The 16,540-nt window shown below is 38.7% G+C and carries 15 protein-coding genes; 12 read left to right on the forward strand and 3 right to left on the reverse strand.

Translation table 11 applies throughout. The features are described 5' to 3' along the window. Positions 1-28: 28 nt before the first annotated feature. From flhA to VSA01S_RS20280, 11 genes are all read left to right on the forward strand, one after another. Positions 29-2,119: a flagellar biosynthesis protein FlhA gene (gene flhA / locus VSA01S_RS06515; protein WP_039982490.1), complete on the forward strand. Its 2,091-nt coding sequence runs from the start codon at positions 29-31 to the stop codon at positions 2,117-2,119. 297 nt (positions 2,120-2,416) lie between these two features. Beyond that, on the forward strand, positions 2,417-3,289 hold the full coding sequence (gene lafA / locus VSA01S_RS06520) for a lateral flagellin LafA (RefSeq protein ID WP_039982492.1): 873 nt from the start codon (positions 2,417-2,419) through the stop codon (positions 3,287-3,289). A gap of 612 nt (positions 3,290-3,901) precedes the next feature. Continuing rightward, the gene (gene fliD / locus VSA01S_RS06525) at positions 3,902-5,233 is read left to right on the forward strand and encodes a flagellar filament capping protein FliD (RefSeq protein ID WP_039982494.1); all 1,332 of its coding nucleotides are present in this window, start codon (positions 3,902-3,904) and stop codon (positions 5,231-5,233) included. Positions 5,234-5,253: 20 nt separating this feature from the next. Beyond that, the gene (fliS, locus tag VSA01S_RS06530) at positions 5,254-5,640 is read left to right on the forward strand and encodes a flagellar export chaperone FliS (RefSeq protein ID WP_039982496.1); all 387 of its coding nucleotides are present in this window, start codon (positions 5,254-5,256) and stop codon (positions 5,638-5,640) included. Continuing rightward, positions 5,624-5,944, forward strand: a complete 321-nt coding sequence (locus VSA01S_RS06535; protein WP_039982498.1) for a hypothetical protein — start codon at positions 5,624-5,626, stop codon at positions 5,942-5,944. The genes fliS and VSA01S_RS06535 overlap by 17 nt, the downstream gene beginning before the upstream one ends. After that, positions 5,941-6,885 carry a flagellar hook-length control protein FliK gene (locus VSA01S_RS20275; RefSeq protein ID WP_050567412.1) on the forward strand — a complete coding sequence of 315 codons (945 nt, stop codon included), beginning with the start codon at positions 5,941-5,943 and terminating at the stop codon, positions 6,883-6,885. Before VSA01S_RS06535 ends, VSA01S_RS20275 begins: the two co-directional genes overlap by 4 nt. Before the next feature lie 22 nt (positions 6,886-6,907). After that, complete coding sequence (locus VSA01S_RS06545) at positions 6,908-7,402, forward strand: flagellar basal body-associated FliL family protein (RefSeq protein WP_039982500.1); 495 nt, start codon at positions 6,908-6,910, stop codon at positions 7,400-7,402. A 12-nt stretch (positions 7,403-7,414) separates the two neighbouring features. Further along, on the forward strand, positions 7,415-8,143 hold the full coding sequence (locus VSA01S_RS06550) for a FliA/WhiG family RNA polymerase sigma factor (protein ID WP_039982502.1): 729 nt from the start codon (positions 7,415-7,417) through the stop codon (positions 8,141-8,143). A 10-nt stretch (positions 8,144-8,153) separates the two neighbouring features. Then, the gene (motA, locus tag VSA01S_RS06555; protein ID WP_039982504.1) at positions 8,154-9,011 is read left to right on the forward strand and encodes a flagellar motor stator protein MotA; all 858 of its coding nucleotides are present in this window, start codon (positions 8,154-8,156) and stop codon (positions 9,009-9,011) included. Continuing rightward, positions 9,011-9,967 carry a flagellar motor protein MotB gene (locus tag VSA01S_RS06560; protein WP_039982505.1) on the forward strand — a complete coding sequence of 319 codons (957 nt, stop codon included), beginning with the start codon at positions 9,011-9,013 and terminating at the stop codon, positions 9,965-9,967. Before motA ends, VSA01S_RS06560 begins: the two co-directional genes overlap by 1 nt. 83 nt (positions 9,968-10,050) lie before the next feature. Continuing rightward, positions 10,051-10,338, forward strand: a complete 288-nt coding sequence (locus tag VSA01S_RS20280; protein ID WP_083932301.1) for a hypothetical protein — start codon at positions 10,051-10,053, stop codon at positions 10,336-10,338. A 152-nt stretch (positions 10,339-10,490) separates the two neighbouring features. On the opposite strand, the gene VSA01S_RS06570 is transcribed toward VSA01S_RS20280, so the two are convergent. Then, positions 10,491-10,862 carry a hypothetical protein gene (locus VSA01S_RS06570; protein WP_050567413.1) on the reverse strand — a complete coding sequence of 124 codons (372 nt, stop codon included), beginning with the start codon at positions 10,860-10,862 and terminating at the stop codon, positions 10,491-10,493. 482 nt (positions 10,863-11,344) lie between these two features. On the opposite strand from VSA01S_RS06570, the gene VSA01S_RS06575 reads away from it, so the two are divergent. Then, positions 11,345-14,572 carry a hypothetical protein gene (locus tag VSA01S_RS06575; protein ID WP_145993896.1) on the forward strand — a complete coding sequence of 1,076 codons (3,228 nt, stop codon included), beginning with the start codon at positions 11,345-11,347 and terminating at the stop codon, positions 14,570-14,572. Here VSA01S_RS06575 and VSA01S_RS06580 read toward each other — a convergent pair. Beyond that, a complete protein-coding gene (locus tag VSA01S_RS06580) occupies positions 14,559-15,077 on the reverse strand; it encodes a hypothetical protein (RefSeq protein ID WP_039982116.1) in 519 nt (172 codons plus the stop codon). The genes VSA01S_RS06575 and VSA01S_RS06580 overlap by 14 nt on opposite strands. An 83-nt stretch (positions 15,078-15,160) precedes the next feature. Next, entirely contained in the window at positions 15,161-15,742 is a 582-nt protein-coding gene (locus VSA01S_RS06585; protein ID WP_039982117.1) for a zinc-dependent metalloprotease family protein, read from the reverse strand. Positions 15,743-16,540 lie beyond the last annotated feature (798 nt).

The raw sequence follows: 16,540 nt of genomic DNA on the forward strand, positions 1-16,540 counted from the left end.
GCCTGCATTGGCTCTAGGAAACAAAAGTATGCTGAACTGGTTAAAACATTTTCAGACTTCAACTCGTGGATATATTGGAATCCCAATTATCTTATTAATGGTGTTAGCGATGGTTATTTTACCATTGCCGCCATTACTGCTAGACGCACTATTTACTTTTAATATCGTTTTAGCAATCCTAGTACTGTTAGTCAGTACAACAGCAAAAAGGCCGCTGGATTTTTCAATTTTTCCAACTATTCTACTGGTTGCTACCTTACTACGCCTGACACTCAATGTGGCTTCAACACGTATTGTCTTACTTGAAGGTCACAATGGTGGAGATGCCGCTGGTAAAGTGATTCAAGCCTTTGGTGAAGTCGTTATCGGTGGTAACTATGTGGTTGGTCTTGTGGTGTTTATCATCTTAATGATCATCAACTTTGTCGTCATCACCAAGGGGGGAGAGCGGATTTCTGAAGTTTCTGCTCGTTTTACACTTGACGCTTTACCAGGTAAACAAATGGCGATCGATGCTGATTTGAATGCTGGGTTAATTGACCAAGAAGCCGCACGTCAACGCCGTCAAGAAGTCGCCAATGAAGCTGATTTTCATGGTTCGATGGATGGTGCTTCCAAATTTGTCCGTGGTGACGCCATTGCTGGGTTATTAATTCTGTTTATTAATATCATTGGTGGTGTCAGTATCGGTGTATTTGAATACGATTTGCCCGTATCAGAAGCATTTAAAACCTTTGCCCTACTCACTATCGGTGATGGCTTGGTTGCCCAAATTCCTTCGCTTCTTTTGGCAACGGCTGCCGCTATTATTGTCACACGGATCAATGACAGTGAAAATAGTATGTCGGAGACCATGCAGCAGCAACTTCTGGCAACACCGGCGACGATCTTTACTGTTGCGGCCATCATGGGTGTGATTGGCCTTGTCCCCGGTATGCCACATCTGGCTTTTTTCACCTTTGCCATTGCTCTGGCTTTTGCTGGCTGGCGTCAGAGTAAAAAACAAAACGGGCAAACCGATATTGAGCAAGTAGAAATTCTTGCCAATGCAATGCAAGAAGATGAAGCACCATTAACATGGAACGATATACCGCATATTAATTCCATTTCTTTAGCTCTAGGCTACCGTTTAGTTCACCTTGTTAATAAAGAGCAAGGTGCACCTCTTACCCAACGCATCAAAGGTGTTAGACGCAACCTCTCAGAACAAGTCGGTTTTCTACTTCCAGAAGTCCGTATTCGAGATAATTTAAATTTAAAACCCAATCAATATACTATTTCTCTCAATGGAGAGATGATTGAACAGGGCTTCATTGAACCAGAAAGGCTAATGGCAATTGCCGTAGGTGAAACCTATGGAGAAGTCGATGGCATTTTAGGCAGTGATCCCGCCTATCATTTACCAGCGGTCTGGATTGAACACCAGCATAAAGCCAAAGCCCTAAATTTAGGCTATCAAGTTGTTGATGATGGGACCGTCATTGCGACTCATATCAGTAAAGTCATGAAGACTCATTTAGCAGAGCTATTCAATCATGATGATGTAGAAGCAATGACACAGCGTCTTACCCATTATGCACCAAAACTTGCTGAAGCTCTGACTGCAGCTTTAACGCCTGCTCAACAACTTAAAATATATCGCCAGTTACTGCTTGATCAAGTACCGTTGCAAGACATACGTTCAATTGCCAACACCATGCTAGAGTCATCAGAAAATACTAAAGACCCGATCTTAATTTCTGCAGATGTCCGCTGTGCCCTGCGAAGAACCTTAGTCAACCTGATCGCAGGATCCAAAGATGAGCTGAGTGTCTACGCCCTGTCAGATGAACTTGAACAGATGCTATTGGCTTCATTACAACAAGCACAAGCGACTGGCAACGTCATGTTAGACAGTTTTCCAATCGAACCCAATATTCTCAGTCAATTTCAGCAAAACTTGCCATTAATCCGTCAGCAACTTAAGCAACAAGGCTTACCACCAATTCTATTAGTCATCCCCCAGTTACGTCCGCTCTTAGCTCGCTACGCACGAGCCTTTACGCAAGGACTTGCCGTATTGTCTTATAATGAAATCCCTGAGAACAAAAGTATTAATGTGGTTGGTAACTTAGGTTAATTCACACTGTATTTCTTAATTACACCGAGCTTATAAAGAATTAAGCTCGGTTTTTTATACCTAATTAACCACAAGGGATAAGTATATCCTGTCCAAAATCCCCACACATTTAAGCCAAAATCTAAAGTAATATAACGATTTATGTGACTTTTATTCACAATAAATAGCCTAAAGCGCTCCTTTAATAAAAAAGTTCAAATTGCGATTAACAAAACAAATCCATTGGCCGTCTGTAAATAATGAACAGGGAATATCCCAAAAGCCCGCTTAAAATAGTAATAAACCAAGGAGATTACAATGGCTTTATCTATGCACACTAACTACGCTGCAATGGTGACTCAAAATACACTGAACAACACAAATAACCTACTAAGCACTGCGATGGAACGCTTAAGCACGGGTTACCGTATTAACTCTGCTGCTGACGATGCTGCTGGTCTACAAATCGCAACACGTCTTGAATCTCAAACGCGCGGCATGAATGTTGCTATGCGTAATGCTCAAGATGGCATTTCAATGATGCAAACAGCAGAAGGTGCGATGGACGAAATGACCAACATCGTTTACCGTATGAATGACCTAGCGACACAATCAGCAAACGGCTCAGCTTCAGAAGAAGATCGCAAGGCACTGGATGCTGAATACCAACAACTTGGTAAAGAGCTTGTTAATATTATGGACACAACCAGTTTTGGTGGTCAGAAACTGCTAAAAACAGGTGAAGGTCAATTTGAACAAAATGCCGTCAATTTCCAGATTGGAACACAAGAAAACGAAACACTGGAAACTAACGTTTCAGGGGAAGTTCAAGCGATTAATACTGCACTTGGTGATGCTGCCGCACTAACTCTTGGTAGTTTGAAATCTGCAGAAGATGCTTCAGCAGCTATGACGCTTCTTACTGGTGAAACAGGCTCTGAAGGCTTGTTAGCCAACCTGGGTACAGCTCGTTCCGCATTCGGTGCTAACATTAACCGCTTAGAGCACACTATTGCTAACTTAGGCAACATGGTTGAAAACACAGCGGCGGCTAAAGGTCGTATTACCGATGCTGACTTTGCGGTCGAATCATCAAATATGACAAGAAATCAAATGCTGATGCAAGCAGGTACAACAGTTCTAAATAGAACAAACCAACTACCAAGCATGGCAATGTCACTGCTTCGTTAATTTGGTAAGCATTTCTTAATGAAAGTTTCATCCATACACCAAGCCTCTCCTCAAGAGAGGCTTTACTTTATTATTAACCACATTTTTAATGCCTAGATAAACATTCAACTATTGTTCAGTAACTACACCCCAGATTCCCCTTTCCAATTTACCTTCTCTAAATACATTCAAAAAAATTAGCATTCCAGCCAAGTCTTTTAGTACAGAGGTGGTTAATAGGTTTATTTATCATACCTTTAACTATGTTTTTCAATACCTTGATTAAAGATTTTTATTATTTGAACCGCCTATATATTTTGAAAACTATTGTTACTCACATAACTGATAGGTGCTGGCTTCAAAGCATTCTTAGTTCACGAACCTAGATAGTACCCGTTCTTCCAAAGCCATAAACATTTCTTTGAATCAATACCGGATAGAGTAACTTAGTGGGTTTGATGAATTTAATGGGGAAACGGAAACCAACAAACGGAAGTCAACCTTCCTAAATAAGAGAAAGTAAACAATAAGTTATTGTTTTAAAACAATAATAAAAAAGGCACACATCTTGCTCTTTATCCACTTATTACAGCAAGAAGAGTAAATCAATATCAACGAGAAAGGAGCAATCTCATGAGTTCATTAGATCCAATTACGATGGCAACCCAGTTTGCTACTCTGGATGTTCAACCGTTTCAGCAGCAGAACCAAAAACAAGCTACACAGTTTCAAACGCAACTAGGAGCGGTTGGAAAAGTAGAAAATGCCTTACGTGAATTTCGATCGGCTATTGATGCTATAAACAAAGATAACCAGAGCGTCATCCAAAATAGCGTGACATTCTCTGATGACGGTTATCTATCAACGACCACAACAGCAAAAGCATTACCAGGACGCTACCAAGTTTTTGTCGAGCAGATCGCAACCTCTCACCAAATATCTATGACGATACCCGGCAACGGTAATGACAGTATTCCTAGTTTTGGCAGCCTGACTCTCTCGGTTAATGGCAAGAATTTACAACTTAACTTGGCAGACATAGAAAAGGGAGATAATGGTCAGCCTACTATGACTACGCTGGTTAAAGCGATCAATAATAGCTCAAAAAATCCGGGAGTGAATGCAACACTGGTTCGCTCCAATGGCCAAACTCACTTTATGCTTACCAGCTCAGAAACTGGAGTCAATAATAGTATTGAAATCCAAGTCTCTAATACCAATCAGGCAGGGTTTGAAAATGCGTTGAATAACCCAAACATCTTAAGTTCAGCTCAAGATGCTGTCATTTGGCTCGGCAGCCAAGGCACTGGCCTTAAGCTTACAAATCCAAGTAATCAATTTGAAGACATGATTGATGGCGTTGATCTTACCGTTACCAAAGCACAAAAATCGGGAGAGTCACCAATTACATTAGACATTGCCATTGATAAAGAAAGTACCAAAGCACAAGTTGATAGTTTCATTGAAGCCTATAACAAATTAGCTTCGACACTGGATTCCTATACACAAATTGGAACAGACAATCGATCGCGCGGCGTTTTAGCCAGTGACCCAACAATACGTTCTCTTAAAAATGAGCTCAAGTTAATTTCCAGAGGTCAATTTCAAGGCATGCGACTTAGCCAAATCGGTATCAGTTTAGATCGAAGTGGCAAAATGACTCTGGACCAAGATAAGTTTGAACAAGCACAAAGAAAAAATAGCGTGGCATTAGAAAAAGTATTTCAAGGTGAGAAAGGCCTATTTAATTCTCTTGATGCCATTTTGGCCCCACTGCTGAGTTTTTCTTCTGGTTTACTTAATTCTAGAAAGGAAACTCTTCGAAATAGTATTGAACGTATCGAGGATAAACAGGAAACACTCGAACGCAGGTACGAAATATCATATCAGCGCTACCTTAAACAATTCACTCAAATGAACACCCTAATGACCCAAATGAACCAAACCATGTCAATGTTTGGCTAAGATACTTAAGGAGAAGTTTTATGCTCATGGATTCCGGCTACGACTCATATCAACAAGTCGATGTTGATGCTCAAGCAGCTTCAGCTAACCCTCACCAACTGGTAGTCATGCTTATCGATGGATTACTCAATGAAGTTGAGCGTGTACGCGGTCATTTAGTCGCTAATCGTTTAGAAGAAAAAAGCAATAGCATCAATAAATGTATGAATATTCTTGTTGGGCTAAGCAGTGCATTAGATGAGAAGAATGGAGGTGAAATTGCACAAAGTTTGCATCAACTCTACGAGTTCTGCCAAGTCGAGTTGTATTACACAAGCATACATAATGACGCAGACCGTTTAACTAATGTCGAGCGTGTCATGGGTAACATTAGAGAAGGCTGGGTCAGTTTTGGACAACAAGCATAAACATTCGCCCCAACAATATCGCCAGTTATCGAGCCAAATTCGCTATGCAGCCGATGCGCAAGATTGGGCAGCATTAAAACGTTATGACTTACTCTTACGTCAATTATTGTTTGATGGTCAAAAAGTACCAAACCACCCTGACCTCACCAAAGCTATTCTTGAACTCAAAGCGGAACACAACAAGGCATGCGAAAAATTACGCACTGCCACTCAAACAATTGAACAAGAAATGCAGCAAGCTCGTGGCCTACAAGATCGAGCAATGGCGTATCAATTCACTACACCAAAAGGGATCGTCCTATGATGTTCACCAATATGATAGCGCCGAATATTTTACTTCATCCTGCTTTTGGCAAGCAGCTCACAACAGAACGAATAGAACGAAACGATCTATCCGAAGCTGTCTTAGCAACATCAAATGATAAGGCGATAAAAAACTCTATTCCAAGCTTTAAGCTCACTTTCTTACCAAGTAGTGATTCATCCGGGCTTATACAAAATTCAGTCGGGGATCAACGTCAAAATGAACAACAAACTGACCAAAGTGGTATGGGACTATTAGTGCTTGGAAACACACCTTCAGTGATCCATCAAAATTTGGTCAAGATGGATAGAAACAATGGCCAAAATATTATCACTATGCATACCAAACCTGTGAATATTGGAATGACTTCTGATGCGCTTCAAGTTCAGGCTCTTTTGCCAAACAATGAAACGGCTGCCGTCAACAACACACAAAAATCATCAACCAATACGCTACCTATTACCCAAAGTCCATCTGTAAATACTTCGGTCGTTGTAGATAGCGGAGAGTGGGCAGCAATAAAAGTAAATACCCATTCGGGCCGCTGGGGGGATCAAATGATGCAGGTCCTTCAAGACCGAGTAACATTGCAAGCTCAACAAAATATTCAAGAGGCTAAAATTCGTCTCGACCCACCAGATTTAGGAAAGCTAGAAATATTAGTGCGTGTCGAGGGCGATCGTCTAAATGTACAACTCAACGCTAATATGGCAACAACCCGAGAAGCACTCGCACAAATATCTGAACGATTAAGAGTAGAGCTACAAGAACAGCATTTTGTACATGTCAACGTCAACGTCGGCTCTGAGTCAGGTCAAGATTCTTCTTCACGTTCATACAGCGATGAAGAAGTAGCAGTGGCGACAAATCACCAACCTACCCTGACGAATAAGGATTCTTTTTTCTATCACTCAGAGCATTGGTTAAACACACATGCTTAATTAATCACCAAGGAAAAATATGATGACTAAAAAACAAATGATCCTACTTTTTATTAGTATGATCATCACCATCACACTGGTTTCATTCGCTGTAGTGACAGGCAGTATTTGGTATTTGACTCAGCAAAAAAATCTTTTAAATATCGACGAAGGTGCTAGCCAATTATCTCAGTTTTTCGATAAAGAAGAACTCGCAAGTAAAGAACCTCGTTTTCATACACTCGACAAGATTATTGTCAGTATTAAAGGGGAGAAACGCTCACATTTTGTCATGCTTGAACTTGCTATTGAAACTCGCCGTCCAGAACAAATGAAAAATATCGATCATTATTTACCTGTCGTACAAAACGCGATGATCAAAGTATTCAGTCAAAAGAGCTTGGATGAATTACAACAAGCTGACGCTATCGAATACCTCCAAGCAGAAGCTAAACAAACCTTACTTGAAACCTTTGCCAAGACTGATCTTGTAAGAGATATCGATGATGTTTTGGTGACCAAGTTTGTGATCCAATAAGGGAGAATGGTCATGCTGGAAATGAATTCGTCTCAAAGTTATCAAACCGAAGAAATTTCAACACCACCTTACCCTCCGCTTGATGAAAACGCATTACTGCAGCGCCACCTCAAAATGGTAAAGCGGGTTGTCAACCAATTCCGTATTCATGTTTCACCTCATTGCAGTCTTGATGACATGCAACAAATCGGACTGTTCGCATTAATTGAGGCAGGAAGACGCTATCAGGATGTTGATGACCCTCATTTCTCTGCTTTTGCAGTATGTCGTATTCGAGGAGCAATATTGGATGAGCTTCGCCGCTTAGATTGGCGGTCTCGAAACACTCGGCAAAAAGCTCATGAGTTAAATGATATGACGAGAGAGTTGACCCGAAAACTTGGAAGAGTTCCTTCTGATAGTGAACTGATTCAAGCTTTGAATATCGACGAGAAAGACTATATGCGTAGGCAAAATGCCGCATTAGCAGGAGAGATGCAAAGTCTCGATCAAATTCTGGAGTTTAGTGGAGACAGCCTTATTGGCGGACAATATGACGGAATGGAGCATGAACACCTGCGCCGAAGCCTTGAAAGTGTTCTTCATAAACTTTCGGCTCGTGATCAATTGCTGCTGAGCTTATTTTACCAACATGAACTCAACTTACACGAAATTGCACTTGTGCTTGACTTAACTCCTCCACGGATTTGTCAATTGCACAAGCAAGCACTAAAGCAACTCAACCAGTTACTGTCGTCTTAGGAGTGACAAAATGCAAAAATTTTTTGGAGCCATTACCGTTTTAATTTGTGTTTTTGGTGGTTACGTATGGGCAGGAGGGCACCTTGGTGCCATTTGGCAACCTGCTGAATTTATTATTATTATAGGAGCAACCGCAGGGTCACTAATTATTGGTAACCCACCGCAAGTTCTAAAAGAAATGCGCTGGCAAATACGTGCTACAATCGCCGGTAAAAAAGAAGAATATGAATACTATATGGAGCTGATGGCTCTACTGAACAATTTACTTGAAACAGTAAGGAGTAGAGGCTATAAGTTTCTTGATTCACATATCGAAGCACCGGAACAAAGCTCGATGTTTCTTGCATACCCACAAGTCAGTGAAGACCCACGCCTTATTTCTTTTATTACCGACAATTTGCGCTTAATGGCAATGGGGCAAATGTCGCCTCATGAATTAGAGGGGCTTTTAGAGCAAGAGATTGATGCCATTGAAACTGAAATGTTATTGCCTTCACGCTCTATGCAACGAACTGCTGAAGCACTACCAGGCTTCGGTATTCTTGCAGCGGTTGGTGGCATCATTATTACTATGCAATCTATTGATGGTTCAGTTGCCTTAATTGGCTACCATGTCGCAGCAGCATTGGTAGGAACTTTTATCGGTATATTTGGTTGTTACTGCTGTTTAGATCCTCTCAGCAATGCCATGGCTCAACGAGTCAAACGTAACATGACAGCATTCGAATGTGTTCGAGCAACATTGGTGGCCTATGTCGCCAAAAAACCAACACTTCTCGCAATTGATGCTGGTCGTAAACATATTCAGTTAGACATTAAACCCACCTTTAACCAGATGGAGAAATGGCTAGCTGAACAGGAGGGATAATGCAAAATCAGGAACAAGTGGTATTTAAACGTGCTCGGACACGCTATGACGAGGATTTTCACTCAGGAGCTTGGAAAGTCGCATTTGCCGACTTTATGATTGCTTTAATGGCACTATTTCTTGTTCTTTGGGTAATGCAAGTTGTAGATAAAGAAGATAGAAAAGCCATAATGGCCCACCTTCACAGTTCAAGTGTGTTCGATAAAAGTTACGGTAATCCATTTGATTCCGAGCAGAGTATATCTCCAATCGACTTGGCACAAGATTCATCAGTGCCAAGTCAACATGACTCAAATCACATTGTCCATTCGTATTTTCAAGGAAATGGTGAGGGTCCAGAAATGGATGCCCTTATTCCGGGTCAATTCGATACACAAGAGCAACTGGCTCAACTAGCAAAAATAGTAGAAGAGTTAGTCAAGCAAAGCAGCGCAGAAGGCAATGTTAATATCAGCGTTGTGCCACAAGGGCTCCGATTGGTACTTCAAGATGATAAACATAATAATATGTTCACTCGTGGAGATTCAACATTGACTCCTTTCTTTGAAGATTTACTCTTGGTATTTGCTCCTGTTTTTAAACGAGTGACGAATGCCATGATTATTAGTGGCCATACGGACTCCATACCTTTTAAGAATAATCTAGGTAAACGCTCAAATTGGGACTTGTCCTCTGCTCGAGCCGGCGTGGCAAGAAGTACACTTGTTACCGGGGGGATGCCAGAGAGTCGTATTTTTCAAGTTACTGGAATGTCGAGTCGCTTACCTCTTAGCCCAGAACAGCCAGAATCAAGTGAAAACCGTCGCATTGAGCTATTTATCTTAACTACACCAGCTCAAGAAATGTTGGAGGGACTATTCGGTCATAACGACAGTGAGTTGGACAAAGCCAAACATAATGCAACAATGAACCAACCAGTATCTAGGCAAAAAATCTTAGCGAAGGTAACTGAATAAGGTCGATTTTTTTAATAAACTATAACTATCAAATCAACATAAGCGCTTGTGAAGTAGCAAGCGCAAATATTTTAAAATAACTCATGGCTAAACACGTTCAAAGCACAAAAAAACAAGACTCTGTAAGAAAGGGCTTTCTTTGGCTTATCATTATAGATTATTTACTCTTAGCATTTTTCTTATTTCAATTGTCTAGCTTAACACTCAATAACGGCGCAATAATCAGCTTTCTTCTTGTTGTATATAATTTTTTATTAGTAAGTCTGTGCTTTCAACGAACTCATCAACAAGAGTCATATATTATATATCCGATTTTATCTGCAACCCTTCTCGCTTTTATTTGCTTTATTTATTTCTTTTTTTGGATTTAATTTATAACTCTGCACGGAGTAAAAAGGTTTTTTGATAAACTACCGCCACACTATAAACCGGCGATTAACCTAAAATAAAGCAAACGCTGATATAAAAATCGACACTTGCTTTAAAGTTTATAGATAATGAACTAGCGCGCACAAATCACACCTTAGTTAGCAATAGCACTTATTGATGGTGGGCAAAGTTCTCGATTCCTTACACTTTGTTCCACCATTAATTCACCTCTATGGTTATCAAAGACGACCCCACTCCATACATCACCATTTTCAACTTCAAATTCAATAGCATAGTGTGTTTCGTTGCCACGAACAAACTGTGTCAGAACATTCCTCACCTGCTTTAACTCTGCTTGAAAGCCGATCTGATGAAGCAACAACTCTAAACCACGACTTACGATAGGATTGGGAGCAACTTTTTGCCATATCACTTGCTCCATATTTGATGTATCACAAATTTTATTTTGACCAGCATTTATTGAAAAAGAAAGAAAAACCAGTACTAATGAAATTGTTTTTTTCATAGCTAACTCCTTATTTTAAATTCAATCATTTAAGAACAATAACCATATTAAAAGTGTAGCATTTTTAAAAATGGTAAGTGTTTTTTTTAATAAACTAGGAGCAGTATCACTTTTTATGTTCAACAACCAACGGTCACCAAGAAAACTTATACTATCGATGTAAATCTAGTAATTGAGCATTTTTAATAAATACTTACCAAAATATGGTTACTATCAAAAAAATATAATAAATGTCATATTTAATTATAAGTAAAATTAATAAAACATAAAAAAGAGCATTACTTCAAGATAAATGAAATCTATAAAAAAGTTAAAAGGCACTTTGAAATATTACTGAAACAAAAGGAATGTATTTTAAAAAAAAACGCATTATATAAAATTTAGTTATGAAGATTATTACGTTATTTATTTTTTTTACAAGCTTTTTTATTGTATTTATCACTAGTGCCAACAATTATAATGACCAAGTAAACAATAGCAAGATGATATGGTTTGATGGGGCACCACTAGGCATCTCTCTTTGGTATCGGATAAACAGTAACGGTGATGTACAATGCTATTCAATTGATGGTAAGAATTGTATTTGGCAACCGGATTATTCTAAGAAAATAACTGTCGCTGACGATAACTCTTTGCATAAAATGAACCATAACCCTGAACCTATCAAGCTTTTACTATTCAGTCATAACGAAGTTACTATCAACATAAAATCAGGGCATAATATACAGAGTATTGTTCTGCCTAACAAGGTCAAACAAGGAGCTAGAGTCATTGTATCGATGAGTGCTCCTTATAATATCGATGTATCCCTCCCTAACGGTCTATTAAACATTTTAGAGCCAAATAATAGAATGAGTTGGGTCTTTTTAGGGCAAAGTTGGTATCAAGAAGGGGCGTATATCACAGATTCCTCTAATAGTATTAATATTGCAAAGCCTCTTACTTGCGGACAACAACACACAAAAATATGGGGCATATCTGGTTATGATAACCCTCACCATTGGTGCAGTATGTTAAGCAATATTGATCAACTCTACCGAAGGAGAGGCCTTAATATTGCCATAAAAAATAAACATAAAAAGATTTCTCACCTGTCAAAATTGATTAATAACATCAGCCTCGAAGACCAAATCAGTAGCAAAGACTATGCTAAACGCTTAAAAGATCTCAGCGTGATTCGTAATTCAAAATATCAAGCTCGAGCTTTAACCTGTGGTTTAGCATGGTGGAACATACCAGGCATTATCACCTGCTCTGTTTTATCGAAACAATACAATGATATTTCCAAAGCATATTTTGCACTTGATGCGGAGAGCAAAGCTAATCAGCGCATACTTAATGAACGAGACAGTATAGAAAAAAATCTTGCTCAACAGAATTTAATCTCAGCACTATCGGAAAGAAGAACAAAACATTTCAGAGCACTACTTCAAGAAGAAAATCAAACTCTCGAAGAACTGATTACACTTCTTAACCAAAATAACATAAACCTAGAAAAGGCACACGTTGACTACAACGCAGCCATAAAAGACTATGAAATGGAATCTAATCTCGATCAAATTGTACTTAATTCTCTTAAAGCAATCCCTTTTTTAGATAAAGAATTAGATCATATTTCGGCTTATGCCAATCACCCTAGTTCAAAAAATTTAAGAAAGATGCTACTAGGGTTAACGGGGCCAGTAGGTGATGCATTAGAAGGCGTTATTGAAATAGAAACCGAAGATAAACCTCTCGACCAAAGTAAGTTAAAGTTAATCACTCATGGCTTGAATTACTTAGCACACGATCAAATTGGTCAAGTTCTGCAAGAATTTGTGAGTGATACGATCAACCATTTAGGAGACGAAGCCATTGAAAGCCTGCGTCAAACGGGTTTATGGAAAATATCTGAAAATAAAAAACCAATTAGAGACATTGCGTCTCAAAGTTTGGTTGATTTAAGAGCACAACTCTCCCCTATTCCCTACGACTTTTGGCAAGGTGATTCAGAGGTTGAGTCTCGAGCCAAAAAGAAATTTTATCTACCACCTACCTCACAAAGTGAAATTATCATCAATCGCTATAATAATGAAGTCAGTGCACTGTTTAGGCATGCATTTGGAGCCGATTATGCCAAGATCACTCAACAAAACCCGAAGTTTACTGCTTGGACAAGTCGCAAAGTAAATAAGGCATTATTAGAGGTACTTCAAGATCCTATCTATCAAAATGCTCGAATGCCTTATTGGGGGGACACTCAACTATTGGGAGCCCGGCCTGCTGCTATGATTTTTAATGAACAACACGCAATGATTGTTCTCAACAAGGACCTCGTCTCATTACAAAGTGAAGATTTTTATAAATTTTATTTCGAAGAGCTTGGCCATTTACTCAATTGGTGGCGTTGTAAGTTATTTGGTTTGTCCCCTGCTCTCTGTCAAGTTACTGGAGATGTTGGTGCTCGCTTTAGAGATGCCGTGATGTTGGCCACGGAGCTACACGAAGTCTCACTAGAAAGTCTACTGTTTACTCTGCCAATGCATACCAAAAACAAACCAGAAACGTTAAGATTCATGAGTGGTCAACTGGCAACTCTTGAGGGCTGGCCAGACTATTATACAATAAATGATCATATTGCTAGTCAAGGAAAGTTTTCTTGGCTAATGAGACTTGGGCTTGATATGACCAATCCAGAATTTGCTTTTTTGAGTGATGAATTAGATATCGAAATTTCGATAACAGCACCAATTGCAGCAATGAAAGGGAATCCATGGGAAAAATCAAACAATGGATACTGTACGGAAGATATCCAATTAGACTGTAACATGCCAACCATATGGTTATCGGTGTCATTTAGAGATGCGATAAAAGTCTCCTCTGCTAAATTACCTCATTTCAAAGATAATGAACCTTTTCAATCAGGTGTAGATATTTCTCCTAGGATGGTCAGAAAACACGGTGGTAAGTTGCCTTTTCAGTTACAATCTGTTGGTGGATCTCAGTGGAAATACTTTAAACAGCACAATCTTTACGCTAAAAAGTTTACTGCAGGTATAGAAAGTAAACTCGACCTATGGAAACTTGGCCACGTTTTTGGCAAACACAGCTTAAGCAAAATCCATAAACCTGAGCTTTCTTTCAAGGCAACACCATTATCAGGCAGCTTTTTAGTCGAAATTGCAGCTAAAGATACGACTAACCTAGGTGAATGGTTAGCAGGAGATATCAGCAGTTCTATTGCAGGCTGTTCTTTGGGGTTTGCTATTGGTGTTCTGGCAGAAGCAGATCCTGTAACCTTCTGCCATTCAATATCATATTTGTCGGAATTAGTTGAATCAGCTCTTCAGGGAATAGATAAACACCCAAGCATGTTTTTAGAAGCCGATGCAAATGTCACTATTCCTACTTCGGTAGAATATAAATACGCAAGCAGTGATACTCAATTAACAGAAGTCAATACTTCTCATTATGAAATGGGAAGAACTCAATATCATAATGATTCAGAGCTAACAACATGGTTTGCAGAGGAGACAAGAGCACCAACTCAAAACTTCAGCCACCCTCAAATTTCTAAAATTAAGCAGAAAGCACAGCGCATATTTTCTAAACTAGCTGGTACCTCACTTGCACCCATCGCCGTCTTTCGGGCTCGAGTGGGGTTTAGCTATGCAGAAACTATGTTGAAAAAAGGAGAGTACCCACTTCCTTCTGTTATTATCGTAGATTAGCCTTCAAATGCAAAGGAAGCTTAATTTCATCATTTATATAGGGGGATGCCAAACCATTTATGGCAGCCTCCTTGAGGTTATAAAAATACCCAACACCATTTGAATCAAGATCCGTTTCAAACAGCATCGTTTTTGTTTCTAAACGAACATAAGCTCGGCCATTTTGTGGGAAAAAGACAAGTAGGCTGTTTGCACCGCTTTCCCCCTGAAACTCATAAATTAAACGGTTTTCATCCGGATAGATATCCACAACTTTAAGTTGTAACTTTTCGTCTGGCAATTGTAATCGGATAACAGATCCGATTGAGATTCTATTTGAAGCGGATAAATTTAAACTGAAGACACCGTGATATTGTCCAAGGTAAGATACAGGATCCACATCGGTAATATCTCTAAAAAGAGTTGGCTTTTTAACTGGGAGTTGTCCAGATTTTTTTATAGGTTCATGTGCTTTAACCCCTGCTTCAGATACGACGATTCGGTATTCTTCTGGGTCATCTGACAAATAATAACAACACCCAATCACTAAAATTAGAATGGTTATAGTTGTAAGTAGTGTGTATGAATATCTTATTCTCATCACTTCGTTTAATTGTTCCTTATAAATCGCCCAACATTTTGATTGATAAAACGAACGGCATCAGCACTTTCAGTATCACCACACTGGGAAAAAGTATCACACTGCACTTCGGGATTAGAAAAAATCTGTTTTCTAATCAAACCTCCATGATAAAAATGATAAGCCATCACTGTCACCCAAAAAAGCGTACCATGACCTGCTGCATATTGAGCGAGACTGTGTTCATTGGAAGTATGGGTCAACCCCAAATTATGGCCGACTTCATGAACAAACGTATCGCCACTTGAACAGAAAAAACTCTCATAACGCCCAGCGGAATATGCCGTTTCATTGACTTTAGTAACAGCACCAAGACCACATTGTGAGGTGTCAAAATTTAGTTCACTAAATAAGAATACAATATGAGCATGTTTATCTTCTTTCATTTTTCTGACACTTTGATTGAACGCAAAATCTTCAATATTATAAAAAGCCATATCTAAAGTGTTTGCACCTACAAGTTTTGCTTTTACATTAGCTCGCGAACGCTTTAGAACAGAGTTAAGTAGTGAGACTCGGGCTTGAGCATATTCTAAAAAGTTCTCATCCATGTCAACTGTATTATCCTTTAATATAAGGATATTCATTGTATACTCAGGCTGCCAACGCGAAGGAGGAGGAGATATACCAGCTAAAGACGTAGTCTGGACAAGAAAAATAATGAACAAAAAAAATAATCTCTTCAACATATCTTACTTAGATAAATAAATAAGTTAAATCATAGAATATTTAAATTTTTAGGGTCGTTTTTCAAATCACAGACTTTGCAGAAGATAATAATAGCTTTGATTTTAGAGTAATATACTAAATGTAAAAGCTTGAAAGAGCAGTCACTATCATAAATCACCTGTTCAAAAGTAGAATAAAAATCATCCTATGGAAGATATTGACTCCCTTTGGTGTATTGAAAAGTGAAATTAAAAATCAATATAAAGACTTTATTTATAGATTCAAAAACAACTTACAGGATTATAATAGCATTGCCAAAAAATTGGACCGTTGTCTTGTTCAGAAATTGTACTTCCAGAAAAAAAGCAAAGTATGAGAAGTAAGGAGCAAGGTGGTTTTTTTACTTTTTTCATTAGATACCCTTATAATTCTTTATTGTTTCAATTAAGGTATAGCAACTATGAAGAAATAACAATAATCAGTAGCAAATTTATTAGAGCAAATAACCTAGCATTAAAATAGAAAATATAGAAAACTTCATTTATTAAAAAAAATGAAGGTTAATTAAAATAAATTATGGACTTTACATTGTTCATATCATGGTTATTATTGATGTATAATCAACAAGTAACTTGAGACTTCCAAGTTAATCAAAATATAATTTTATTTATAGAATTCAC

It is taken from the genome of Vibrio sagamiensis NBRC 104589 (assembly GCF_007990935.1).
In the GTDB taxonomy this organism is placed as follows: domain Bacteria; phylum Pseudomonadota; class Gammaproteobacteria; order Enterobacterales; family Vibrionaceae; genus Vibrio; species Vibrio sagamiensis.